General features: G+C 71.8%; 20 protein-coding genes. 14 read left to right on the plus strand and 6 right to left on the minus strand.

What is annotated here, in order from left to right; all coding sequences use genetic code 11:
• Positions 1–37 precede the first annotated feature (37 nt).
• On the plus strand, positions 38–1,084 hold the full coding sequence (locus ACRB68_RS37850) for a hypothetical protein (protein WP_153541392.1): 1,047 nt from the start codon (positions 38–40) through the stop codon (positions 1,082–1,084).
• A gap of 18 nt (positions 1,085–1,102) precedes the next feature.
• Here ACRB68_RS37850 and ACRB68_RS37855 read toward each other — a convergent pair whose 3' ends face one another.
• The gene (locus ACRB68_RS37855; RefSeq protein ID WP_153541394.1) at positions 1,103–1,351 is read right to left on the minus strand and encodes a hypothetical protein; all 249 of its coding nucleotides are present in this window, start codon (positions 1,349–1,351) and stop codon (positions 1,103–1,105) included.
• A gap of 223 nt (positions 1,352–1,574) precedes the next feature.
• On the opposite strand from ACRB68_RS37855, the gene ACRB68_RS37860 reads away from it, so the two are divergent.
• From ACRB68_RS37860 to ACRB68_RS37885, 6 genes are all read left to right on the plus strand, one after another.
• Complete coding sequence (locus ACRB68_RS37860; RefSeq protein WP_328595292.1) at positions 1,575–1,844, plus strand: hypothetical protein; 270 nt, start codon at positions 1,575–1,577, stop codon at positions 1,842–1,844.
• 25 nt (positions 1,845–1,869) lie between these two features.
• On the plus strand, positions 1,870–2,334 hold the full coding sequence (locus ACRB68_RS37865; RefSeq protein WP_153541396.1) for a hypothetical protein: 465 nt from the start codon (positions 1,870–1,872) through the stop codon (positions 2,332–2,334).
• A gap of 100 nt (positions 2,335–2,434) precedes the next feature.
• Positions 2,435–4,129: a serine/threonine-protein kinase gene (locus ACRB68_RS37870; protein WP_153541397.1), complete on the plus strand. Its 1,695-nt coding sequence runs from the start codon at positions 2,435–2,437 to the stop codon at positions 4,127–4,129.
• A gap of 122 nt (positions 4,130–4,251) precedes the next feature.
• Positions 4,252–6,153 (plus strand): DUF4041 domain-containing protein, encoded by a 1,902-nt coding sequence (locus tag ACRB68_RS42730; RefSeq protein WP_153541399.1) that lies wholly within the window; start codon positions 4,252–4,254, stop codon positions 6,151–6,153.
• A gap of 79 nt (positions 6,154–6,232) precedes the next feature.
• Positions 6,233–6,769 carry a UvrD-helicase domain-containing protein gene (locus ACRB68_RS37880; RefSeq protein WP_153541401.1) on the plus strand — a complete coding sequence of 179 codons (537 nt, stop codon included), beginning with the start codon at positions 6,233–6,235 and terminating at the stop codon, positions 6,767–6,769.
• Positions 6,770–6,816: 47 nt separating this feature from the next.
• On the plus strand, positions 6,817–7,341 hold the full coding sequence (locus tag ACRB68_RS37885) for a 3'-5' exonuclease (RefSeq protein ID WP_153541403.1): 525 nt from the start codon (positions 6,817–6,819) through the stop codon (positions 7,339–7,341).
• A 3-nt stretch (positions 7,342–7,344) separates the two neighbouring features.
• Here ACRB68_RS37885 and ACRB68_RS37890 read toward each other — a convergent pair whose 3' ends face one another.
• The 3 genes from ACRB68_RS37890 to ACRB68_RS37900 all read right to left on the minus strand — a co-directional run bounded on the left by ACRB68_RS37890 (position 7,345) and on the right by ACRB68_RS37900 (position 11,353).
• Positions 7,345–8,880, minus strand: coding sequence for a serine/threonine-protein kinase (locus tag ACRB68_RS37890; RefSeq protein WP_153541405.1), 1,536 nt, complete (start codon positions 8,878–8,880; stop codon positions 7,345–7,347).
• Between the two features lie 40 nt (positions 8,881–8,920).
• A complete protein-coding gene (locus tag ACRB68_RS37895; protein ID WP_153541407.1) occupies positions 8,921–9,442 on the minus strand; it encodes a YceI family protein in 522 nt (173 codons plus the stop codon).
• 96 nt (positions 9,443–9,538) lie between these two features.
• The gene (locus tag ACRB68_RS37900) at positions 9,539–11,353 is read right to left on the minus strand and encodes a hypothetical protein (protein ID WP_153541409.1); all 1,815 of its coding nucleotides are present in this window, start codon (positions 11,351–11,353) and stop codon (positions 9,539–9,541) included.
• Positions 11,354–11,740: 387 nt separating this feature from the next.
• Between ACRB68_RS37900 and ACRB68_RS37905 the strand changes: the two genes are divergently transcribed.
• The gene (locus tag ACRB68_RS37905) at positions 11,741–12,097 is read left to right on the plus strand and encodes a VOC family protein (protein WP_153541411.1); all 357 of its coding nucleotides are present in this window, start codon (positions 11,741–11,743) and stop codon (positions 12,095–12,097) included.
• Between the two features lie 30 nt (positions 12,098–12,127).
• Positions 12,128–14,515, plus strand: a complete 2,388-nt coding sequence (locus ACRB68_RS37910) for an ATP-binding cassette domain-containing protein (RefSeq protein ID WP_153541413.1) — start codon at positions 12,128–12,130, stop codon at positions 14,513–14,515.
• Here the strand turns inward: ACRB68_RS37910 and ACRB68_RS37915 are convergent.
• Complete coding sequence (locus ACRB68_RS37915; protein ID WP_153541415.1) at positions 14,512–15,333, minus strand: PhzF family phenazine biosynthesis protein; 822 nt, start codon at positions 15,331–15,333, stop codon at positions 14,512–14,514. The genes ACRB68_RS37910 and ACRB68_RS37915 overlap by 4 nt on opposite strands.
• A 105-nt stretch (positions 15,334–15,438) precedes the next feature.
• Here ACRB68_RS37915 and ACRB68_RS37920 point away from each other — a divergent pair, with 105 nt between their 5' ends.
• Positions 15,439–16,815, plus strand: coding sequence for a hypothetical protein (locus tag ACRB68_RS37920; protein WP_153541417.1), 1,377 nt, complete (start codon positions 15,439–15,441; stop codon positions 16,813–16,815).
• A 7-nt stretch (positions 16,816–16,822) separates the two neighbouring features.
• Here the strand turns inward: ACRB68_RS37920 and ACRB68_RS37925 are convergent, their stop codons facing one another.
• A complete protein-coding gene (locus tag ACRB68_RS37925; protein ID WP_328595293.1) occupies positions 16,823–18,841 on the minus strand; it encodes an N-6 DNA methylase in 2,019 nt (672 codons plus the stop codon).
• A gap of 565 nt (positions 18,842–19,406) precedes the next feature.
• Here ACRB68_RS37925 and ACRB68_RS37930 point away from each other — a divergent pair.
• The 4 genes from ACRB68_RS37930 (at position 19,407) to ACRB68_RS37945 (ending at position 23,726) form a co-directional block, all read left to right on the plus strand.
• On the plus strand, positions 19,407–20,063 hold the full coding sequence (locus tag ACRB68_RS37930; protein WP_153541421.1) for a Crp/Fnr family transcriptional regulator: 657 nt from the start codon (positions 19,407–19,409) through the stop codon (positions 20,061–20,063).
• Between the two features lie 113 nt (positions 20,064–20,176).
• Positions 20,177–20,962 carry a hypothetical protein gene (locus ACRB68_RS37935; protein WP_153541423.1) on the plus strand — a complete coding sequence of 262 codons (786 nt, stop codon included), beginning with the start codon at positions 20,177–20,179 and terminating at the stop codon, positions 20,960–20,962.
• On the plus strand, positions 20,959–22,905 hold the full coding sequence (locus ACRB68_RS37940; RefSeq protein WP_153541424.1) for a hypothetical protein: 1,947 nt from the start codon (positions 20,959–20,961) through the stop codon (positions 22,903–22,905). The genes ACRB68_RS37935 and ACRB68_RS37940 overlap by 4 nt, the downstream gene beginning before the upstream one ends.
• On the plus strand, positions 22,902–23,726 hold the full coding sequence (locus ACRB68_RS37945; protein WP_153541426.1) for a hypothetical protein: 825 nt from the start codon (positions 22,902–22,904) through the stop codon (positions 23,724–23,726). Before ACRB68_RS37940 ends, ACRB68_RS37945 begins: the two co-directional genes overlap by 4 nt.
• Positions 23,727–23,761 lie beyond the last annotated feature (35 nt).

Genomic DNA, 23,761 nt, shown 5'->3' on the forward strand with positions numbered 1-23,761 from the left:
ATAGTTGCATTCTACAACTCTGGAGGGTCCCCGCCCGATGACCTCGCACGCCACCCCGGTGCGCCGCCCGATCCCGCAGGGCGCGCTGCGCCACACCCTCACGCACCTGCTCATGCCGCTGCTCATGTGCCTCGGCATGGGCCTGGCCTACCTCGGCGCCTTCCACTCCCCCGAGCCGCGCGAGCTGAAGGTCGCCGTGGTCGGGTCCGGGCCGCAGGCGCAGGTCCTCGCGCAGACGCTGAAGGACCGGGCCGGCGACGCGCTGGACGTGCGCACGCTGCCGTCCCGGGACGCCGCCGCCGACGCGCTGCGCCACCAGCGGATCTACGGCGCCTACCTGGCCGCGCCGCGGCCCGAGCTGATGGTCGCCAAGGCCGGGTCCGACACCACCGCCACGGCCGTCCAGCAGGTCTTCACCAAGGCCGCCGCCGCCCAGGGCGCCCCGCTGAAGGTCACCGACGTGGCCCCGCTGTCGCACGGCGACCCGACCGGCCAGGGCATCTTCTTCCTGCTGGTCGCGCTCAGCATCGGCTCCTACGCCTCGGTCGCGGTGATCGGCGGCCTCGGCGCGGTGCTGCCGATGTGGCTGCGCGGCCTGCTCGGCGCCGGCACCGGCCTGGTCATCAGCCTGCTCGGCGCCGCGTTCGCCGGCCCCGTCTTCCACCTGGTCGACCACGACCTGGCCGGCGTCTGGGCCATGGCGTGGCTGTACAGCACCGGCATCCTGTGGATCGGGATCGGCCTGCACACCTTCCTCAAGCGCTTCACGACCCTCGCCATGACGGTGCTGTTCGTGATGCTGAACTTCACCAGCTCGGGCGGGATCTTCAAGCCCGACCTGCAGCCGGGCCTGTTCGCCTCCCTGCACGCCTTCTGGAACGGCGCGGGCTTCGTCGAGGGCGCGCGCAGCCTGGTCTACTTCGACTCGCTGGACCTCGGCGGCCACGTGCTCGTGCTCGCCCTGTGGGCGGCGGCGGGCCTCGGCATGCTCGCCCTGGCGCGGCTGGCCGAGCGCGGCCGCACCCCGGCCGCCCCCGCTCCGGCCGAGGCCGAGCAGGAGATCGAGGAGACCGTGCCGGCCTGACCCGTGCCGGCCGGCCCGTCAGGCCGCCGCGAGCAGCCCGGGGCGGTAGGCGTGCCCCACCGCGTCCAGCGCCCAGTGCATCCGCGCGGCGTACGCCTCGGGGTGGTCGCCGGCCTCCTGGGCGACGCTCGCGGCGACCCCGGCCCGGTCGCCGCCGAGGGCCCGCAGCCGCGCCTCGATCGCCGCCCGCACCTGCGCGTCACAGGGGTGGCCGGAAGGCTGAAGCGACGTGGTGAAAAGGACCAGTGCCAGTTCGGACGCGTTCATGATGCCTTCTTCCTCCGCGTGTCCCCCACGCTAGCGAGACCCTCCGACATTTCCGGGTCCGGCGGCGGGCGGCTCCACCAAGTCCGGTGAAACTCCACGGAATCACTCTCCCCCTCGTACGGCATGTCGCGCTCCCTGCCGTTAGGCCGGTCTAGTAGCGTTCAAGCGTTTTGCTCCTTACGCAAGGGATCGCGCAGGCCGCCGCACGGAAGGACGCCGTGGTGTGATCACGTTCCTGGTCCTCGCCTCACTCGGGGTGATGTTCGGCCTCTGCCTGACGAGGCTGCTCCGCTCCCAGCCCGCGACGCGCCGCGTCCGGGACGACCCTCCGGATACCGGCGGCTATCCGGAGTCGATGACGGCCGAACTCGAGCAGGGCGACGAGGAGTACCTCGCCGCCCTGGCCGCCGAACTGTGGCCCGACGACGAGTACCTGGAGATGGAACCTTCCAAAGACGGCGACGACGAGGCCGGCGGCAGCATGGCGGTCTGAGCCCACGACAAGGGACGGAGGGCGCGTGCCGGAAGAGCCGCGACCGCTGTGCGCGCACTGCGGCGTCGTCGTCAAGGCCGTCGACACGGGCCGGCCCGCCGAGATCGTCTACCGGCACGACCTGCGGGTCGAGCCCTGGGACCATCTCCTCGAGCCGGTCCTCGGCACGCCCCGTCCGCTCCCGCCCGCCTGCGACTTCTGCGAGGCCCCCGAGCCGGACTGGATCTACCCGCCGGCCACGGGCCCCGTCGCGCCGCACGAGGACCTCCCCGCATCCGAGGAGGCCCCCCTCCTGCACGAGCTGACCCGCCACGAGTGGTTCGCCTGCGACACCTGCTCGGTCCTGATCGCCGACGGCGACCTCGACGGCCTCCTGGACCGCGTCCTCGGCGACCGCCCGGCCCTGGACGCCCCCACCGCCCGCCGCGTCCGCGGCGCCTTCGGCACCTTCCTGGCCCAGGACCCCCACCCCTACCCCAACCTCACCTGACCCGCCGCGTCCAGACCGGACCCGGCCATCCTCGACCGCGAGATCGGCGCAGGTAGTAAGACCTTTACCTCCCCCCTTCTCCGATCCGCGAGGAAACCCCGTGCCCGTGACGCCGCTGACCCCCCGCGACCCCGAGGAGATCGGCGGTCACCGCTTGACCGGCCGGATCGGCGAGGGCGGCCAGGGGCAGGTCTACCTGGGCGAGACGGCGGACGGCGACCGGGTCGCGATCAAGCTGCTGCACACCGGCGACCCGCTGCGCGAAGCGGCGGCGGCCCGGCGCGTGTCCCCGTTCTGCACCGCGCGCGTGCTGGAGACCGGCGAGCAGGACGGCGTGCCCTTCGTGGTCTCGGAGTACATCGACGGCCCCACCCTGCGCGCCGTCGTCGAGGAGCAGGGCCCGCGGCACGGGGCCGGCCTGTACCGCCTGGCCGTCGGCACCGCGACCGCGCTGGCCGCCATCCACGAGGCCGGTGTCACCCACCGCGACTTCAAGCCGGCCAACGTCCTGCTCGGCCCGGACGGCCCCCGGGTGATCGACTTCGGCATCGCCCGCGCCACCGACGCCACCCTCACCGCCACCGGCTCGGTGCTCGGCTCCCCTTCCTACATGGCACCCGAGCAGTTGGCGGGCGACGCGGTCGGACCGGCCGCCGACGTCTTCGCCTGGGGCGCGACGATCGCCTACGCCGCCAACGGCCGCCCGCCCTACGGGCAGGACACCATTCCCGCCGTCATGCACCGCATCGTCACCGGGGAGCCCGACCTCGGCGCCCTGCCGGGACAACTGCGCGCGCTGGTCGCCGACTGCCTGGCCAAGGACGCCGCCCGCCGCCCCCTCAGCCGCGACGTCCTGCTCCGCCTGCTCGAGCACACCGAAGCCCCCATCTCCGCCCCGGACGCCCTCGCCCTCGGCCGCGCCACGGCCGTCGCGCCGGACATCGCGGACGACCGCACCACGCGGTGGACGACGATGCGCCTGCCCGCACCGGCCGGACCCCGCAAGCGGAACCGCATGCTGCTCGCCTGCGGGGGTGTCGCGGTGACCGCATTGGTCATCGCGACCGCTTTCGCGATCAGAGAGTCCGGCTCCTCTTCCGCGAAGACGCTGCCGCTGCCCTCGCCTGCCGGGGCACCCACCACGACGGCACCGCCCAGCCGGATCGACACCGCCACGCAGGTCGAGCAGGCCATCGCCGCCAAGCGGACCGCATCGTTCAAGGCCAAGGGCGCGATGTCCCAGAGCGACGATCAGTTCAACGCCAGCGGCCGACTGCAATACCGGCCCGGCGCAAGCACCGACTACGACCTGACCGTCCACAATCCTGAGGGCGGCGAGAGCGAGGACTCTCCCCGCCGACTCACCTTGAAGGACAACACCGCTCAGTTCTCCGATATGCAGGACGAGGTCTATTCCGTCGCACCACGAACGGACTACAGCGGCATGGACCCCCATGTCTACATGGCCATGGAGACCCGCTGGGTGTCCTCTCCCCACAACGTGCTGGCCCTGCTGCGCAGCACGCGCAAGCTTCGGCACGCCAGTGACGGAGGCACCGTCACCTATCGAGGTGTCACCTCGGCGGCCGCTCTGTCCCGAAAGCCTGCTGTGGCACCGTTCTACAAGAACTTCGGCAACTCCAAAACCGAGTTCACCATTGTCTTGTCGAATGACCACCTGCCTCGCCGTCTGGACATCGTCTTCACCACCGGTCTCGACACAGGTGAGCATCTCCGCTCGGTGTACTCAGCCGAATACACCGAGTGGGGCCGGAGTGGCATCATCGCGCCCTGACAGGTCGGTAACGAATCGTCATCGTCGGCCAACCGAGCGCGAGACCGGCGCGTCGATCTCTCAGTGACCAGTGCCGCATCCCGGCCCACCCCCTGGTTCACACTCGCTCCGAGGAGGAGATCATGACGGTTCGGCCGTTCCCTGCCGATGTCCATATCGGCAGTGAGGTGGACCCCGCCGAAGCAGAGCGGCTCTTTCGCCTTCTCGGGCTTTTCCTCGGCGCCGGTGAGCGGCCCCGGGCCCTGGTGACCACGGTCAAGGCCCTGCCGAAGCTCACCCATCTGGCGATCACCGATCGGCGCGTCCTCGGTTTCGTCGCCGCCGATCTGGCCCAGCGGGGACCGTGCCAGGAGACGCCCCTGTCCTCTGTCGTCTCCGTCGAGACGCGTCCCTCCTACCAGCAGCGGCTTTTCCTCGTCATCAAGGACACCGCCGGCGAGGAGTCCGACTTCGGCGACGTCACCAGCCAGGACGCACCGCACATGTGCCGCCTGATCCAGAGCCTCCCGACTCCGGCTCCGGCTCCGGCACCCCAGCCTGCCCCGGCCCCGGCCCTAGCCCCGGCTCCGGCCGGTTGGCGCTACAACCCGCCGCCGACGTGGCCGGCTCCACCGGTCGGCTGGACACCCCCGCCCGGCTGGCAGCCCGATCCGTCCTGGCCCCTGCCGCCCGCGGGCTGGCAGTTCTGGCTCCCCGCAGAGGCCCCGGCTCCGCCCGTTCCGGCACCGATGCCCGTCCCGCAGCCTCCGCTGCCGCACGCGACCCTGCCTCCGCCCTCGGCGCCCGCACCGCGCCCGGTGTTCGGCGGCAAGAAGCAGCGCATCGAGGAACTCGAAGCCGAGAACGCCCGCCTGTACACCGAGGTGGTGCGGCTGGGCGGGCTCGAGCCGCAGCAGCTGCGGGCCGAGATCGAGGATCTGCGGTCCACCGCCGCCACGTTGCGCAAGGAGGCCCGCGACAAGCGCGGCGAGCTCTCCCGGCTGCGCGCGGAGATCGTCGAGACCAAGGACCTGAACCTGCTGCAGGAGGCGGGGGTCTACGAGTACCGGCACCGGCTCGCCGACGCCGTCGCCTATCAGGCCGAGCTCGCCAAGATCAAGGACCGGATCAAGACCATGACGCGCTCGGGGAAGGCCGTCACCGCCGCCACCGACTGGACTGTCAACGGCTCGGCCGCCGAGGGCCGCGCCATGGTGCGCGACTTCTCCAAGCTGCTGCTGCGCGCCTACAACGCCGAGGCCGACAACCTCGTCCGCATGATGCGCCCCTACAAGCTGGACTCGTCGGTCGAGCGCCTGGGCAAGACGGCCCAGACCATCGAGCGCCTCGGCAAGACGATGCACATCAAGGTCAGCCGCGCCTACCACGAGCTGCGCGTCAAGGAGCTCCGGCTGACGGCGGACCACCTGGCCAAGGCGGAAGAGGAGAAGGAGCGGATCCGCGCCGAACGGGAGCGCCAGCGCGAAGAGGAGAAGGCACGCAAGGAGTTCGAGCGTGAGAAGGCGCGCCTGCTCAAGGAGCGTTCCCATGTCGAGTCGGCGCTCGCCCGCCTGGAGGCCAGGGGCGACCAGGCCGGGGCCGACGAGCTGCGCGCCAAGCTCGCCGACGTCGACGGCGCCATCCATGACGTCGAGGGCCGCGCGGCCAACACCCGCGCGGGCTATGTGTACGTCATCTCCAACATCGGCGCCTTCGGCGAGCGGATGGTCAAGATCGGCCTGACCCGCCGGCTGGACCCCATGGACCGGGTCCGCGAGCTCGGCGACGCCTCGGTCCCGTTCCGCTTCGACGTGCACGCGCTGATCTTCAGCGAGGACGCCGTCGGCTTGGAGGGCCGCCTCCACCAGGAGTTCATGGACAAGCGCGTCAACCATGTCAACGTCCGCCGCGAGTTCTTCTACGCGACCCCGGCGGAGGTACGCGACGCCCTGGGGCGCATCGCCGGCAACCATCTCCTGGAGTACACCGAGACCCCCGAGGCCCTGGAGTGGCGCGCCAGCCGGAACGCCGCGGCGGCCGGCTGATATCCGACAGGAGCTGCGCGGCATCCTCGCCCGCCCCTTCGACACCTGGCGGCTCTTCCTGCACCCGGTCCAGCGCAGGATGGCGCTGCGGCCGTCCTATAGCGGTCCGGCCCAGGTGACCGGCGGCGCCGGCACCGGCAAAACGGTGACGGCGCTGCACCGGGCACGGCACCTGGCGCAGGCCGGCCCGGCCGTGCCGGTGCTGCTCACCACCTACACCAAGAGCCTGGCTCAGGCGCTCGGTCGCCAGCTGGACCTGCTGGTCGACGACGCGTCGGTGCGCGGGCGCATCGACGTCCAGACCGTCGACAGCCTGGCCTACCAGATCGTGAACCGGCATGAGCCGCCGTCGCTCGTCTCCGACCACGTCATCAACGCGCTCTGGGGCGAGGCCGCGTCCGGCACCTCCTACTCGCCGGTGTTCCTGCGGCGCGAGTGGGAGCAGATCGTGCTGGCGCAGGACCTGACGACCGAGCAGTGGCGGCTGCTGCGCCGCATCGTCACCGAGGGTCCCGACGACCTGTTCATCGTCGGCGACCCGCATCAGCGGATCTACGACAGCCAAGTGTCGCTGACCAGTCTGGGTACCAGGGTGCGCGGCCGCAGCAGCAGCTGAAGCTGAACTACCGCACCACCCAGGAGATCCTCACCTGGGCGCTGCCGGTGCCCGGGCTGGCTCCCGCCCAGGGGCTGAACGACTCGGCCGAGACGCTCGACGGCTACCGGTCGCCCATGCACGGCCGCCGCCCCCTCCTGCGTGAGTGCGCCACCTCGGACGCCGAGCTCAACGAGCTGGCGCAGCAGGTCCGCCGGTGGCTGGACGCCGGCGTGGAGCCCGGCTCGATCGGGGTCGCGGCCCGGTACAAGAAGCTGGCCCAGAAGGCGGCCGAGCGGCTCGGCGCCGACGGGATCAAGACGATCTCGGTGGGCGGCAAGTCCGCCGGGGTCCAGGTCGGCTCGATGCACGCGATGAAGGGGATGGAGTTCCGCTGCGTCGCGGTGATCGGCGTGCGGGAGGGCACGCTGCCACTCGGGGGCGTCGTCACCTCCGAGGAGGAGGACCCGCGCGCCCACAACCAGGACATGCAGAAGGAACGCTGCCTGCTGTTCGTCGCCTGCACGCGGGCCCGCGACCACCTCTACGTCTCCTACGCCGGCCGGCCGAGCAGCTTCCTGCGGGCCGGCTGAGGTTCACGGCCGTTCCGCCAGCAGCGCCCGCAGCTCCAGGACGGCCGGGTCCCTCTCGCCACGCAAAACGGCCAAGCCGGCGGCGGCCTGTGTCAGCGGCGGCCGCGCCTCCTCGGCGCGGCCGAGCGCCAGCAGCAGCCTGCCCGTCTTCTCCAGCAGGCCGAGCCGGCGCGCCCGGTCGGCGTCCTCGTCCAGCTCGGCCGCCAGCGCCTCCAGCAGCCGCAGCGCGCGGGCGGGCTCGCCGAGCTTGACCAGGCACTCGGCCTCCCACTCGCGGTAGCGCATCACCCGCTCGTCGTCGGGGCCGTGCCATTCGGCGAGCGCGGCGACGGCGGCGCGCAGGGCGGACGCGGCGCGGCGGTGGTCGCCGCCGTGGAAGAGCGCCTCGGCCAGCTCGGCGCGCATCTCGATCACTTCCAGGTCGTCGCCGCCGAGCGCGAGCGCGGCGGGCTCGACCAGCTGGGACAGCCGGTCGGCGGCCTGGGCGAAGCGGCCCGCGCGGGCGAGCATGCCGACCTGCTCGCGCGCCTCCCGCACCTCCAGGAGCGTCGGCAGGGGCACCGGCTCGGCCCGGCGGCGCGAGGCCGCCGGGCCGCGGGGCGCCGCGGCGGCGATCCGGACGCCCGCCATGAGCGCGCCGTACAGCCGGGAGGGCGCGGGACCCGCCGTCACGGCGTCGCCGAGCGGCTCCAGCTCGGTGATGAACGGCAGCAGCCGCTCGTACACGTCGCCGGCCTCGGCGGGGCGTTCCTCGGGCGACTTGGCGAGCAGCTCCAGGACCAGGTCGTCCAGGTCCGGCGGGACGATCCCGTTCAGCGCCGACGGCGCCAGCGGCTCCTCCACTTCGTGGGCACGGGAGACGGCGTAGGGGTTGCCGTCGCCGAAGACCTTCTCGCCCGTGAGCATCTCGTAGAGCACGCAGCCGAGCGAGTACAGGTCGCTCTGCGGGCCGGGGTCGCCGTACAGCTGCTCGGGCGCGCAGTAGCCGGGGGTGCCCGGGCCGCCGACGCCCTTGGTCGTCAAGCGGACGTCCGCCGGGCCGAGCGCGACGGCGAGGCCGAAGTCGAGCACCTTCACCGAGCCGTCGGGGCACAGCATGAGGTTGCCCGGCTTGAGGTCGCGGTGCACCAGGGGCCGCTGGTGGGCGACGCCGAGCACCGCGCAGGCCTGCGCGGCGATGAACGCGGCCCAGCCGACCGGCAGGCCCTCCCCGGCTGCGTCGAGCAGGTGGGTGACGGTGACCCCCTCGACGTACTGCATGACCAGGTAGAGGCAGCGGCCGAAGCGCTCGTCGCGGTGCTCGCCCCGGCCGTAGACAGTGGGCACGCCCGGGTGTTCCAGCCAGGCGGTGTTGCGGGCCTCGTGCTCGAAGCGGGCGATGAGCTCCTCATCGGGGTCGCCGCCGTGGAAGGTGATGAACCTGACCGCCACCCGCCGGTCCAGGAGCTGGTCGTAGGCGCGCCAGACCTCCCCCATCCCGCCCCGGCCGAGCGGCTGGTCGAGCTCGTACCGCTCGTCGAGGACGATCCCCCTGCGCACACCGCCTCCTTCGTCCTCCTTGCCGGAAAATTACACCTTGTCAGGGCCGCCGGGTCGCGGCGATGTCGAACTCCACCGTCACTTTCGGGCTGATGAAGGCCTTGGTCGCGGCGTTCCAGTTCACGCCCCAGTCGTTGCGGTCGAGCGTGACGCCGCCCCTGAAACCGGCCCGGCCGCCGTTCTCGCCGGTCAGCTCAACGTCCACGGTGACCGGCCTGACCATGCCTCGGATGCCGAGGTCGCCGGTGACCTTGAAGGCGGTCTCGCCGGTCTGCTCCACCTCGGCCGCGATGAAGGTGATGGCCGGGTGGTCGGCCGCGTTCAGGAACCTTTCGCGCAGAAGGTCGTCGCGCTGCGGGTTGCCGGTCTGGATGCTCTTCGCCTGGATCGTCAGCCGTGCGGCGGACTTGGACGGGTGGTCGCCGTTCAAGTGCGCCTCGCCCTCGAACTCGTCGAAGTGCCCGCGCACCCTGGTGGCCATCGTGTGCCTGGCGACGAACCCGATCCGGGTGTGGGCAGGGTCGAGGACGTAGTCGCCGGTCAGCTCGCTGAGGTCGGTCATGCGCGGGGCTCCTCAAGGGGAAATCGGTTCATCGGCTCCTCAGTACGACGAGACGGCCCCACGGAACGTGAGGTCGCGTTCCGGAGGGCCGTCTCGTCAGTTGGTGCGAGTGTTGGGGAGGTGGTCACCGAGGTAGCCGATCCACACCTTGCCGCTGGTGCCGACCGAGTCGTCGTAGAAGTACAGGCGCGGCGCCGGGGAGCCGACGCGGCGGAGCTTGATGTGGGCCTGCATGAAGACGCGGCCGTCGGGGTGCAGCTCGGCGGGCACCGGGAAGGTGCGGGCGGCGCGGAAGTGGCCGTTGTCCCGGACGGTCTGCGACTCGGTCATCGACACCATCGCGCTCGGCAGGACGCACCGGCCCGCCGCGTCCTGCAGGCACCAGTCGTAGAAGCCGCCCGCGAATTCGCCCGAGCGGCGCGCGACCGCGAACTCGTCCAGGGCCCGCAGCGCCTCCCACGCCTTGCCCGCCCACACCCGCTTCCACTGCGGCCAGGACAGGTCCAGGGTCGCAGCGGGCTGGCGGTCGGCGACGACCAGGACGCCGGACAGCCGGTCGCCGGCCTCGTTCAGGGCGTCGACCAGGCCGGCCGGCTCGTATTCGGGCGGCTGCGGGGTGACCGGGCCGGACGACTCCAGCAGCTGCCTCTCCAGCCAGCGGACGCGGGCGCGCAGCTTGCGCGCCTCGGCCGACGTCTCGGCCAGCTCCTGGGCCAGCCGGTCGTTCTCCTCGCCCAGGTCCGGCGCGCCGCCGGGGCGGCCGCCGTCCAGGGCGGTCTTCAGCGCGGTGAAGTACTCCGTCACCGTCCGCATGCCCCGGACGACCTCGCGGTCGCTCTCGGTGACGCTGATCTCCAAGGCGGCGAGCAGTTCCTTGCGCATCTCGGCGCTGACCCGCTCGGCGACGTCGCGGGCCAGCCCGTCGGTGTCGACGGGGACCGCCCGCGGCTCCTCGGTCTCCTCGGCGGCGGGCTCGGGTTCGGGCGGCCGGGCCGCCGGCGGCTCCTGCGGCCGCGGCCGGGGCACCTTGGCCATCATCGCGGCCCGCAGCTGCTCCCGTTTCAGGACGGCCGGGGACGGCGTCACCGCGGTCAGGGCGGTGGCCGGCTCCTGCCCGTCGAGCACCCGCGGCACCATGCGGAGCGCGTGCCTGATCTCCTCGGGGGGATCGGCGCCGACGCCCTTGTCGATGACGTTCTCGATGACCAGGTCGAAGGCGTCCAGGCCCTGGTCGCACTTGCTCCCGCCGAGGACGGGGTGCCGCCACTTGTCGCCGTCGCCCCGGAAGTCGGGATGGTAGGTCCGCACGCCCCGGCCGAAGACTTCGACGTCGGCGCCGACCCGGGCGTTGAACTCGTCCTCGGCCCGCGCGTCGCTCAGCCAGGCCACCACGGCGTTCCCGGCGAGCGTCGCGGCCAGCTGCCCGGCCAGCTCCCGCCCGTCGTCGCGGTGCGCGAAGACCACGACCGGGACGCGGCGGCGCGGCCTGGTCAGCCAGTTCATCAGCTCGCCGACCTGCGTCTCGTCGACCTCCTGCGCGGTGTCGGGCAGCTGCACGCCCCCGTCGGTGATCCGCGCGCTGCGCAGGTAGCCGGGCAGGAAGTGCGGCGCGCGGCGGACCCGGGGGTCGCGTTCGGCGGTGACGACGGCCCAGCCGGGCGTGCTGCCCGCCCGCTCGGCGAACGTCACCCGGACGCGTTCGCGGTCGCCGTCCTCGACGACGTACCGGCCGCACGTGGCGGCGCGGTGCAGGTCGAGGCGGAACCGGCCGAGGGAGAACTCACGCCTGGCCTTGTCCGAGCCGGGGATCCGGACGCCCTCCTCGGCCTGCAGCCACTGGGACAGAGCGCGCTGGATCCGGTCGCCCACGCCGGGCCACTGGTCACGCAGGACCGCCTGATAGCAGCGCATTCATCCACCTCCTGCGGGCACGGCCATAGGGCGTGTACTCGATCAACCAAGATGTCGCCAATTGATAGAGTAGCGAAGTTCCACTCCATCATGAAGTGCGTTGCGCGATCGGCCCTTTCGTATGAGTAACGGCCGGCGCACCTTCAGCATCCCCCATGAGGGGCCACCGTCCGTCTCCGTCCGGTAACGATGCGCGGCATGAGGCGCGGGTAAACCGAGTCAACGCATGCGCCGGGAGGGCGCCGCCCCCCGGCGACGGGCCGGTCCCGTCGAGCCGCGCCGGATCGGTCAGGATCAAAGAAGCGCTGGTCCGGGGACTGCGGCTAGCGTGATCACCGTGGACGTCACCGTCCGCGCAGACCTGCCGACCACTCATATGGAGCGATCATGACCGACTCTTCCACCCAGGGCATCAAGACCGTGCTGCACCCGGTATCCGACCTGGCGGCGGCCAAGGCCGTCTACACCGCCCTGCTCGGGCTGCCGCCGCAGACTGACTCGTCCTACTATGTCGGCTTCGACACGGCGGACCAGCACATCGGGCTGGTGCCGGGCGGCGCGGCGCAGGGCATGACCGGGCCGGTGGCCTACTGGCACGTCCCCGACATCGAGGCCAAGCTGGCCGAGGTGACGGCCGCGGGCGCCACCGTGCAGGAGGCCGCGCACGACGTCGGCGGCGGCCGCCTGGTCGCCACCGTCGTCGACCCCGACGGCAACGTCCTCGGGCTGCTGCAGGACCGCTGAGCCCGGATCCGAACAGGAGACACGACGAGCATGACCACGAGGCCGGACACCCACGCCGCCGACAGCCACGACCTGATCCGCGTGCACGGCGCGCGCGAGAACAACCTCAAGAACGTCAGCCTGGAGCTGCCCAAGCGGCGGCTGACGGTGTTCACCGGCGTCTCCGGCTCGGGCAAGAGCTCCCTGGTGTTCGACACGATCGCGGCGGAGTCGCAGCGGCTGATCAACGAGACCTACAGCACCTTCGTGCAGGGCTTCATGCCGGCGCTGGCGCGGCCCGAGGTCGACGTGCTGGAGGGGCTGACGACCGCGATCATCGTCGACCAGCAGCGGATGGGCGCCGACCCGCGCTCCACCGTCGGCACCGCCACCGACGCCAACGCCATGCTGCGCATCCTGTTCAGCCGGCTCGGGCGGCCGCACATCGGCTCGCCCAAGGCGTTCTCCTTCAACGTCGCCTCGATCAGCGGCGCGGGCGCGGTCACGGTGGAGCGCGGCGGGCAGAAGGTGAAGGAGCGCCGCAGCTTCAGCATCACCGGCGGCATGTGCGCGCGCTGCGAGGGCCGGGGCTCGGTCAGCGACATCGACCTGACCGCGCTCTACGACGAGACCAAGTCGCTGAACGAGGGCGCGCTGACGATTCCCGGCTACAGCATGGACGGCTGGTTCGGGCGCATCTTCGCCGGCTGCGGGTTCTTCGACCCCGACACCCCGATCGCCAAGTTCACCAAGCGGCAGCTGCACGACCTGCTCCACAAAGAGCCGACCAAGATCAAGGTCGACGGGATCAACCTCACCTACGAGGGCATCATCCCCAAGATCCAAAAGTCGATGCTGTCCAAGGACGTCGACTCCCTGCAGCCGCACATCCGCGCCTTCGTGGACCGGGCGGTCACCTTCACCGTCTGCCCCGAGTGCGACGGCACCCGCCTGAACGAGGGGGCGCGGTCGTCGAAGATCAAGGGGATCAGCATCGCCGACGCCTGCGCGATGCAGATCAGCGACCTGGCCGCGTGGGTGCGCGGCCTGGACGAGCCGTCGGTGGCGCCGCTGCTGGCGTCGCTGCGGCAGACCCTCGACTCGTTCGTGGAGATCGGGCTCGGCTACCTGTCGCTCGGCCGGCCGTCAGGCACGCTGTCGGGCGGCGAGGCCCAGCGCGTCAAGATGATCCGCCACCTCGGCTCCTCGCTCACCGACGTCACCTACGTCTTCGACGAGCCCACCGCGGGCCTGCACCCCCACGACATCCAGCGGATGAACGCCCTGCTGCTGCGGCTGCGCGACAAGGGCAACACGGTGCTGGTCGTGGAGCACAAGCCCGAGGTCATCGCGATCGCCGACCACATCGTCGACCTCGGCCCCGGCGCGGGCGCGGCGGGCGGCGCCGTCTGCTTCGAGGGCACCGTGGCGGGGCTGCGGACCAGCGGCAGCGTCACCGGCCGCCACTTCGACGACCGGGCCGCGCTCAAGGAGACGGTGCGCACGCCCACCGGCACGCTGGAGATCCGCGGCGCCACCGCCAACAACCTGCGCGACGTGGACGTGGACGTCCCGCTCGGGGTGCTCGTCGCCGTCACCGGCGTCGCCGGCTCGGGCAAGAGCTCGCTGCTGCACGGCTCGCTCCCGGCCGGCGCGGACGTGGTGTCGGTCGACCAGGGCGCGATCCGCGGCTCGCGGCGCAGCAACCCGGCGACCTACACCGGGCTGCTCGACCCGATCCGCAAGGCGTTCGCCAAGGCCAACGGGGTGAAGCCGGCGCTGTTCAGCGCCAACTCCGAGGGCGCCTGCCCCGGTTGCAACGGCGCCGGCGTCGTCTACACCGACCTGGCGGTGATGGCGGGCGTCGCCACCACCTGCGAGGAGTGCGAGGGCAAGCGGTTCCAGGCCTCGGTGCTGGAGTACCGCCTCGGCGGCCGCGACATCAGCGAGGTGCTGGCGATGCCGGTGGCCGAGGCCCTGGAGTTCTTCGGCGACGGCGAGGCGCGCGTACCGGCCGCGCACCGCATCCTCGAGCGCCTCGCCGACGTCGGCCTCGGCTACCTCGGCATCGGCCAGCCGCTCACCACCCTGTCGGGCGGCGAGCGCCAGCGCCTGAAGCTGGCCACCCACATGGGCGACAAGGGCGGCGTCTACGTGCTGGACGAGCCGACCACCGGCCTGCACCTGGCCGACGTCGAGCAGCTGCTGGGCCTGCTCGACCGGCTCGTCGACTCCGGCAAGTCGGTCATCGTCATCGAGCACCACCAGGCCGTCATGGCGCACGCCGACTGGATCATCGACCTCGGCCCGGGCGCCGGCCACGACGGCGGCCGCGTCGTCTTCGAGGGCACCCCGGCCGCCCTGGTCGCCGCCCGCTCCACCGTGACGGGCGAGCACCTGGCCGCCTACGTGGGCGAGGGCGTTCCGGAAACGGCCTAGACGTGCAGGGTCCCGTCCAGGACGGTGATCGCGTTCCCGGTGAGGAGGACGCGGTCACCGTCCAGGGCGGTCTTGACCAGGCCGGTGCGTTCGGAGGCCTGGAGGCCGGTGAGCCGGTCCCGGCCGATGCGCGCGGCCCAGTAGGGGGCCAGCGCGGTGTGGGCGCTGCCCGTGACCGGGTCCTCAAGGATGCCCTCGGCCGGGGAGAAGAAGCGGGAGACGAAGTCGTACTCCAGGCCTGATCCCAGGGCCGTGATGATGACACCGCGCACTCCCTCGCGCCGGGTCAGATCGACCATCGCGCCGAGGTCGGGGCGCACGGCCCGGACGGCGGCCTCGTCCGGCAGGACGGTCAGCAGGTCGCCGAGCGCACCCGTGCGGAAAGCGGCCTCCGGCTTCGTTCCCAGGACTTCGGCCAGGCCGTCCGGCACGGGGATCTCGCTGCCGGGCGCGGCGGGGAAGTCCAAGGTGATGGTGCCGTCCTCGTTCGCGTGCGCGATGAGGACCCCGCTGAACCGGCTGCGGAAACGGACCGCGCCGCTGATCCCGCGCTCCCGCCGCAGGGTGTGCGCCGTGGCCAATGTGGCGTGCCCGCACAGATTGGTCTCGACCAGCGGGGTGAACCAGCGGATCTCCCAGTCGACGTCGTCATCATCGGCCGCCGGCCGGGCGAAGGCGGTCTCCGAATGGTTCATCTCACCGGCGACACGCCGCATCCAGGCGTCTTCCGGCCAGTCTCCGGCGTCGAGCAGGCACACGCCCGCCGGGTTGCCGGTGAAGGGACGGTCGGCGAAAGCGTCGACAACGTGGATCCTCATGCCGCGACCGTACCGAGACCGGCACCGGCCGGCCTAAGGCCAATCAGAGAAACTGGCCGTCCGCCCCTACCGAACGACACAACGGCTGCACCTAGGGTGGCACCTGTGGAAGAAGTCGTCGTACGCAGATCAGACACACCGGGCCGGCCGGTACGCACCGGAGTCCTCCTGGCGAAGAACGGGGCCTCGCTGAAGGTCCGCTGGGAAGACGACGGGCAGGAGGAGACCGTCCGGATCAGCGCCACGACGACGTTCGCCGTCCGCGGCTCCCTGCGCCACCAGTGGCTGGCCGACCCCGAGAAGTCGGCGGCCCTCATCACCGAGCGGCTCGAACTGGACCCGCTCGACCTGGTTCTGGAGGTGCTGCGCGACTCGCTGTCCGCGCTGGACGCCACCGCGATCAAGGAGCAGCTCAAGCAGTACGGCGCCACCGCCGAAAGCCTCGACGCCGCCTGGAAGCGGGTCCAGAACAGGCTGAAGACGCTGCCCGAGGTCCGGGTGAAGAAGAACAAGTACCGCTGGATCGGCCCCCGCGACACCGCCCCCGAAACCCCGGTCGAGTCCGCCCCGCCGGTAAAGCCCGCCCCGGCCGTGCGGACAGTGCCCGGCGCGCTCCAGAAGGCGCTCGGTTCCGCGGACCTGCCCGCTCTCATGAGCAAGCCGCTGGCGACCGGCGTCCGCCTCGGTCAGGCGCGCGACGCCGAGATCGACCGTCTCCTGTCCTCGCTGCCGAAAAAGGAACGCACCGCGCTGCTCTTGGCGCGCCCCCAGCCCTCCCCCACCACTGACAACCCGGACGTGGCGGCGTCCGTCGGCGCCGACACCCTGACCAAGCTGCTCAACGACGCCGCCGACGAGATCCGCGACGCCGCCTCTGCCGAGAAACGCACCGCCGGCCTGTGGCTGCTGCGCCGCACGGTCGCCGTCCAGGGCGCGCAGGCCCCCGCCCCGGACGCCCTGATCGCCCTCGCCTCCCTGCTGGCGATGGACGCACCCGGCGCCCTGGACACCCTCGATGAGATCACGCGCACTCTGAGCGCCCGGCTGCGCGGCACGCGCGCGTCCGTCGACCTCACCGCGCTCGCCCGCCTCGCCGCCAGGCTCCCGCTCACCACGGGCGGCGGACGGGCCGCGCTCCTGACCGCGGTGGCCGACCTGTGGCCCGACCAGATCACCGACACCGCGTGGTGGCGCGACGTCCCCGCCACCGTCCTGGCCGAGGCGGACGGCCCGGTGGAGCAGCTGCTCCGCCGCCCCGAGATCGCCGAGACGGTGGTCGCCCCTCTCGTCCGGCGCGAGCTGAGCGGCGTGACCACCCGGGACCGCCTCGCCGGCCTGCTGGGCCTGCCGAACGCCTTCGTCAAGTACCTGGAACCTGCCGAGGTGGCCGCCGCCTTCCGCCGCGTGGCGGAAGGCGACCCCTGCACCGAGTCCTGGCTGGCGGCCCTGGAACGCCCCGAACGCCAGAAGTCCGGCGAGTAAGAGCAGGTCAGCGGCCCTCTGCCGGGCGCAGGCCGGCGTCCACCAGGCCGTCGGTGATGAGCTGCGCCAGGTCACCGCCGATCTCGGCGGCCTGGCGCAGCTTCACTGTGAACTCGGCGAGGCGGCGGAAGGCGTCGCCGTAGCGGCGCTGGTCGTCGACGGGCAGCATCGGGATCTCGGCGCGGCGGATATCCACCCGGTACGACGACGACAGCGGCGAGTAGTGCCGCAGGTTGACCGAGCCGCGCAGGACCCCGGCGAGGAAGTGCGGGTCGAGAGAGGCGGGCGCGGGGCGCAGCAGGAACAGGTTGCGGCCGAGGACCGCGCCCGGCTCGGTGACGACCTGCGCGGCGGGGGTACGGATGACGGCGGGGATGATGACGTCGCCGGACTGCACGATGACGAGTGCCTCGTCGTCCTCGGGCTCCTTCAGAACGTGTGATGGGGGGCGTCCGTTCAGGACGTCCTCGGAGGTCAGCACGCGCCGCAGGCCGCCGCCGGTCTCCCCGGCCTCGGCGGTGACGAGCCGCGTCGGCGCCTGGTGGATGGTGAGCAGGCCCATGCGGGCCAGTTCGGAGATCGGCAGCGCTGGGACGTCGAAGGGCGCGGCGGCCGTCTCGATGTCGGGGAGCAGGCCGGGCAGGGCGGCCAGCAGGTCCAGGGTCGCGGCGCGGTGCTCGGCGATCTGCTCGGCGGGCGGGGCGGCGGCGAGCGGGGTGAGGTGGCGGGCCGGGGTGAGGTCGACCTCCTCGTCCAGCAGGTCGATGATGCGGACGGCGCGGGCGCGGCCGGGCTCGTCGAGGTCGCCTTCGGGATCGGCGGTGAAACGCCGCCAGGCGTCCAAGGCCTGCGCGACGTAGTCGCCTGACGTCTCGGCCATGAGGACCTGGCTCGGCGGGCGTTCGGTGGGGTCGGGGCGGCGTAGCACCCACAGGTTGAGCGGAACGGCCATGTTCGGGACGGCGCCGAGCGGGAGGGTGACCACCGCGCGCAGGGTCCCGCGGCGCAGGAGTTGCAGGCGGATGCGGCGGCCAGCGCGGCGGTCGGCGGCGGCCGGTGGCATGAGGACGACGGCCAGGCCGCCGGGTCTGCAGTGAGCCAGGGCGTGCTGGACCCAGGCGAGCTCGGGTTCGGTGCGCGGCGGCAGGCCGTACTCCCAGCGCGGGTCGGCCGTCAGGTCGGCGTAGCCCCAGTTGCGGTCGTTAAAGGGCGGCGCGGTGGCGACGAGATCGGCCTCGATGGTTGGAAAGGCGTCCTCGCGCAAGGAGTCGCCCACGCGGATCTCGGCGTCGTCGGTGCGCAGGGCCAAGCGGAGGGCGGTCAGGCGGGCCAGGGTCTCGTCTAGTTCCTGACCGAGCATCCGCCGGGGCGCGATGTGGTCGAGTGCGCCGAGGAGGAAGCCGCCGGAGCCGCAGGCGGGGTCGAAGACGGTCTGGGCCTCCCCCGCCAGCAGGACTGCGAGGCGGGCGACATCCGGTGGCGTCTCGTACATGCGGCGCCGGTGCAGGTCCAGATAGCGCTCGCGGAGGAACTTGAAGGTCTCCTGGGGGCCGCGTTCGGCGGCGAGGTCCGCCAGCCGGCGCACCACCGGGACGTGCTCGGCGGGCAGGGCTGCGGGGAACGCCGGTCCACCCGGCAAGCCGTGCGCGACGGCCAGAACGGCGGCGGGCAGCTTCTCGGCGACATGATCGTCAGATTCGCCGGCAAGGGACGGCCAGCCCCTGGGCTCGCGGTGCAGGTAGAGCAGGAAGGCGCCGGCGAAGGCGAGCACGTCGGCCAGCTCGACCTCGTCGGCGATCTTGCGCAGGTCGTGCCAGAGGTGCTCGTCACTGGTCGCGCCGCTGAGCTTGCCCTGTGCGCGCAGCCACTCCTGCACCTCGGCGAGGGAGAAGGACGGGCTGGAGGCGGTGCCGCCGACCGGCTGAGGGAAGTCGTCGTGCCGCTTGCGCCAGTTGCTGACCGCCGCCCGGCCGACCGCGGCCAGCCGGGCGATGTCGGCGGCGGTCACCGTCGCGTCCTGTGGCACAAAGGCTCCTCGGCTCGGGCTCCGCTCGGCAGGCGGCGCGGGGCCCTTCACGCTACACGCCTTGCCCCCGGCAATCCGTACGAGGATCGTTGATCTCATTCACAGCTGTGGCACATGATCTGATGCTATTTGCCCGCACAGTTCCACAGAAGGCCGAACTCCGCGCGGCCTGTCTCACCAGGAAAAGCCGATCCCTCTCACTCAAGCAGGGAGACTGCCGCCCTCCCTCCTTTCATGATTCGACAAAACTGCTCAGTCGATGCACTCATCTAGCAGTGCACATGTGAACACTATTTCTCACGATCAGCTTAGTAAACTAAGATCACACCACTCGGCCACCTACGCCCAGCAGCTAGTGCGAGAGACTCTCGGCTCCACTGAACCGCCTGTCTCCCTGTCGCACGGTGACTCCTCAAGGGCCAGCCCCGCCTACATGCGCAGATGCCCCTTCCCGACCGACTGGCCACGCCTGGACAACATCACTCTCCGTCCTGTTCCGGCCATGCTCCTCACTCGTGGAGCACGGAGTTGTCAGGAAGAAGTAGGAGGAGAAGGGGGTGGTCGCATGCACACAGAACTGCAGGGGCTGGGGCGGCTCTTGCCACCTCAGACGTGGAACAAGCTCCTGGCGGAAGGAGCAGCGCGCCGGTTCAGCGAAGGCGAGCTGTTGCTACGGCAGGGTGATGCGGGCACCCACGTGCTTCTTCTGACGTCAGGGCACATCAAGGTCACCCGGCTCGAGCCAGATGGCGAGGAGTTGCTACTCGCCGTGCGTGGCCCCGGCGAGGTGATCGGAGAGCTGGCGGTCCTCGACGAGTCGACGCGTTCGGCCAACGTGCTGGCTCTCACCCAGTGCATCACCTATGTGCTGGCAGCCTCGCGTTTTCGGCGGATCCTTACCGAGTTCGACGTCGAAGGCATGGTGTTGCGGCATGTGATCGGGAGATATCGCGAGGGCGAGGAGGTGCGGGCCGAACTCGCGGAACTGCCTGCCGAAGGGCGGGTGGCACGGGTCCTGCTGCGCTTCGCATCGGCGGTCGGCGGTCCCCGTCCCGTGCTCTGCCTCTCCCAAGACGAGCTGGCCGGTGCGGCCGGGCTGTCACGTGCGGCGTTCGCCGCCGAGCTGGGCAAGCTGCGTGAGCGGAACGTCGTGGCGACCGGCCGCCGCCGTGTCACCATCTGTGACCCCGCGAGGCTCCGTGAGACGTTGCCCAGCGGGTGACCGCGGCCTCATGGCCGTTGTGTCTTTTTCTGGACGGTCGCGTTCACCGCCAGGCCGCATCGTCGTGTCCGACCGGGAAGACAGGCTTCCCGTCCCCTCGTCGAAGGAGCACGATGACCGGCACCACTGCCCTTCCCCCCTCCCGCGGTCTCCTGGCCGTCGACACCGTCGGCTTCACCCGCAACCCCGGCCGCCACCAGCCGGAGTTGAGCGCCGCGATCCCCGCCTTGCTCGAATCCGCGTTCACGCGATGCGGCCTCGCCGAGGTCTGGGCGGCGCGCTGCTTCCCGCGCGGCACCGGCGACGGCTACCTCATCGGAGTGCCGCACGAGCACACCCCGTACCTGATCACGCCACTGCTGGACGCGCTCCAAGCGGTTCTGGAAGAGCAGGACCGGCACCTGCGCGCCCGCGACCGCGATCTGCGGATGCGCCTGCGGGTGGCCGTGCACTTGGGGTCCGTCCCCCATACCGGCACCGATCAGGACGGCATCGGCACACCGACGAACGACACCTTCCGGCTGCTGGACTCCGACCCTGTCCGGCAGGCCGTCAAGGACAGCAACCCCGACGTCACACTGCTCGCCGCCATCGTGTCGCAGCGCGTCTTCGAGGACGTGGTCCGCGCCGGCTACACCGGCACGCTGCATCCCGACCGCCTCGACTACGTGACCGCGGAGGTCGCTGAGAAGGACTTCGCCCAGCCCGCCTGGCTGTACGTGCCGAAGCCCTCCCGGCTGCCCGCGGCCGCCACGGCCACGCCGCCGCCCGGGTCGCCGAACGCGGAGGCCGGGCAGGCGGCGCCGAGCGGCACCACCATCCACGGGAACGTCGGGACCTCGTTGTCAGGCGGGACGTTCGGCAGCGGCCTCACCATCAACGGCGGTGACGTGCGGTGACGCAGACGACGATCCAGGGCGGCGTCGGCGTCTCGGTCTCTGGCGGCTCCGTGGAGGGCGACCTTCACATCACCCAGCAGACCGTGATCAAGCAGTTCCTGCGCCGCGTGCTCGACGACATCTCGCTCGACCCCGAGGCCGTGGCACGGGTGCGGCATGTCTGCGTCCCGACCGTGACCCTCGTGGCGGCCCGCGCGGCGCTGCGCGACCACGGCGCCGTCGCCCTGCTCGGCGAGGCGGGCGCCGGCCGTACGACGGCGGCGATCACCCTCCTGGCGGAGCTAGAGGTGACGCCCCGGCCCGTCCTGCTGGACGAGGACGCCGGCCCCACCGACATCGAACGGGGACACGGCTACATCCTGGACCTGCAGGCCTCCTGGGAGCGGTCGAGCCCGCGGACCGGTCTCTGGGTGCACAACCTGGTGGCCCGGGCCAAGGAGACGGGCTGCCCGCTGATCGTCCGGTCGCGGGAGCCCGACTGGCGCGCGCTCGGTCTCGATTCGCACGTCGTTCCCGCGCTGCCCGCCGAGGCCGCGCCCGGCCTGGACGTCCTGCGCTCCCATCTCAAGGAGCTCACCGGCCAGGAGACCGCCGACGACTGGGCCCACCGTGTCCCGGTCAGGCAGCGGATGGCGCAGGCGAGGCCGCCGGACGCGGTCCGCCTGGCCAAGATCATCGATAACGTCCTGCGGCTGGGGACCTCCGGGCCGGACCCGACCGCCGACGCGCTGGCCGCCTACGCCAACTGGAGCGACGACCTCGCCGCCCGGTTCCGGGACACCAACGGCACCAGCGATCCCGTCAACGGGCAGCGCCGGGCCCTGCTCATCGCGATCGCCGTGCTCGACGGCGCACCGGCCTCGACCATCTTCGGCGCCGCGGCCGACCTGACGAAGCGGGTCGAGCTCCAGCCGCCTCCCGGAGGCGCCCTCGTCGGCCCCGGAATCCGGGAACTGGCCACCGAGGCCCACGCGGAACTCCAGGAGGGATGTATCCGCTTCACCCGGCCTTCGTATGCCGAATCGGTCCTGGACTATGTGTGGAGCGAACGCTCCCACCTGCTGCCGGTCCTCCGGAAGTGGATGGAGGATCTGCCGTCACCGGCGGACGAGGCCACCGCGCGGGCGACCGACAGCCTCACAGGGCTGGCGCTGCGCCACGGCGACGCCGGCCTGGTCGCCTCGGCCGCCTACGCCTGGGCGCAGAAGGACCAGAAGACGCGCCCCCATGCCGTCACCGCGCTGACCGCCGCCGCGCTCAGCGAACGCACCGGACGTGAGATCCGGCAGCGGATGTACGACTGGTCCCGTTCGGCGTCCGCTCCCGAGGCGGTCCACCTGACGGTCGCGGAGGTCTGCGCCGGTCCGCTCGCCCAGACGTTCCCGCAGATCGCCCTCACCCGGCTCCGGCATCTGGCGGTCCGCTCGAACGAGCGGGTCAAGGAGGCGAGCATTCAATCGCTCCTCTCCCTGGCCCAGGACCGCCGGTTGCGGCGGCCGGTGCTGCGCGAGATCACCGACTGGGCCGAGGGCGAGGAGCCGCGCCGTTCGACCGGGTTGCGCGCCTTCCTGCGTCTCGCCCGGCTGCGCGCCGAGGAGCGCGTCCTACTTCTTCCCGAACGACCCGGAGCCGAGACCGCCCTTCTCGGGAGGCTCTGGCGGACGGTCCTGCGCGAGCGGGAACTGCAGGACGTCACCGGCCGGGTGGCCGCGGGCTGGCTGGAGGCGGCGTTCCTGGGCCGGGCGCCCGCGGGTCAGGTCGTCGACGTCTTCGCCCGTACCTGTCAGACCAGCATCGACCTGGCGAACCTGACCGAAACGGTCCTGGAGTGGATGCGCACCGCCCCTGCCGAGGGCGACCGCAAGCCCTTGGCCGTGGAACTCCTCGCGCAGGGACGTGACCGGGTGCAGGCCCGGATGAACATCGATCAGGAGAGCCGATGAGACGACTGCTCGAAGCGCTGGCCCTTTGGCTGTCCGCCCTGGTGGCGCGCTTCTCCGATGAGCCCCCACAGCCTCGTGCCCCCATCTCCACCTGGTTCACTTCCAGGCTGCCAAGCTCGGTCCCCGAGGCCAGCTTCCAGGTCAAGGTCGGCATCACCTGGCCGCCGCTGAGCGTCGCACTCCCACCCGCACTGAAGGCCGCGGCCGAACAGCAGTTGCGGGACTGCATGGCCGACGAGCTCAAGAGGTTCTCGGTCCTGGAGGCCGGTGAGGCGGCGACGGCGGTCAACACCGTCCTGAACCGGCATCTCCGGCTGCCGTACGGGTCCGAGACGATCCGGCTGGTCTCCGCCGAAGCCGAGGTCGAGCCCGAACCGGGGGGCGTCGAACTGGCCGAGCGGCTCGAAGGACTGCGCCGGGACAAGTCCGCGGCGAACGTCGCCGGTCTCGCCGAGTTCGAACGGCTCCGCGTGCTCGCCGAACAGGTCCTCCCGAGCCCGGCGCTGATCAGGTTGTGGTGGATGAAGGGTGATCCCGCCCGCCTCCCCGAGATGGTCCAGATGGGGGACCTCTTCGAGCGGGCGTCGGCGCTCGTGCAGGGCCGGCCGACGCCCGCGTCACGCCAGGACCCGCTCGCGGAACTGTTCCAGGACCTCGTGCACGGCCTCCGCCCCACCGAACGGGAACTGCTGCCGGCACAGCTCCACCGGATCTTCCTCAGCTTCGAGCGGGCCGACCTGGCCGCCGCCCTCGAAACCCTGAACCGTCCGGCCGCGCACCCGGCGTCGGGCTTCAACGGCCATCCGACCACCGCGGGCTGACGCATGAAAGTAGGAGGTGGTGTCGGCTGCCGACA

This window comes from Actinomadura macrotermitis (assembly GCF_009604375.1).
Taxonomy (GTDB): Bacteria; Actinomycetota; Actinomycetes; order Streptosporangiales; family Streptosporangiaceae; genus Spirillospora; species Spirillospora macrotermitis.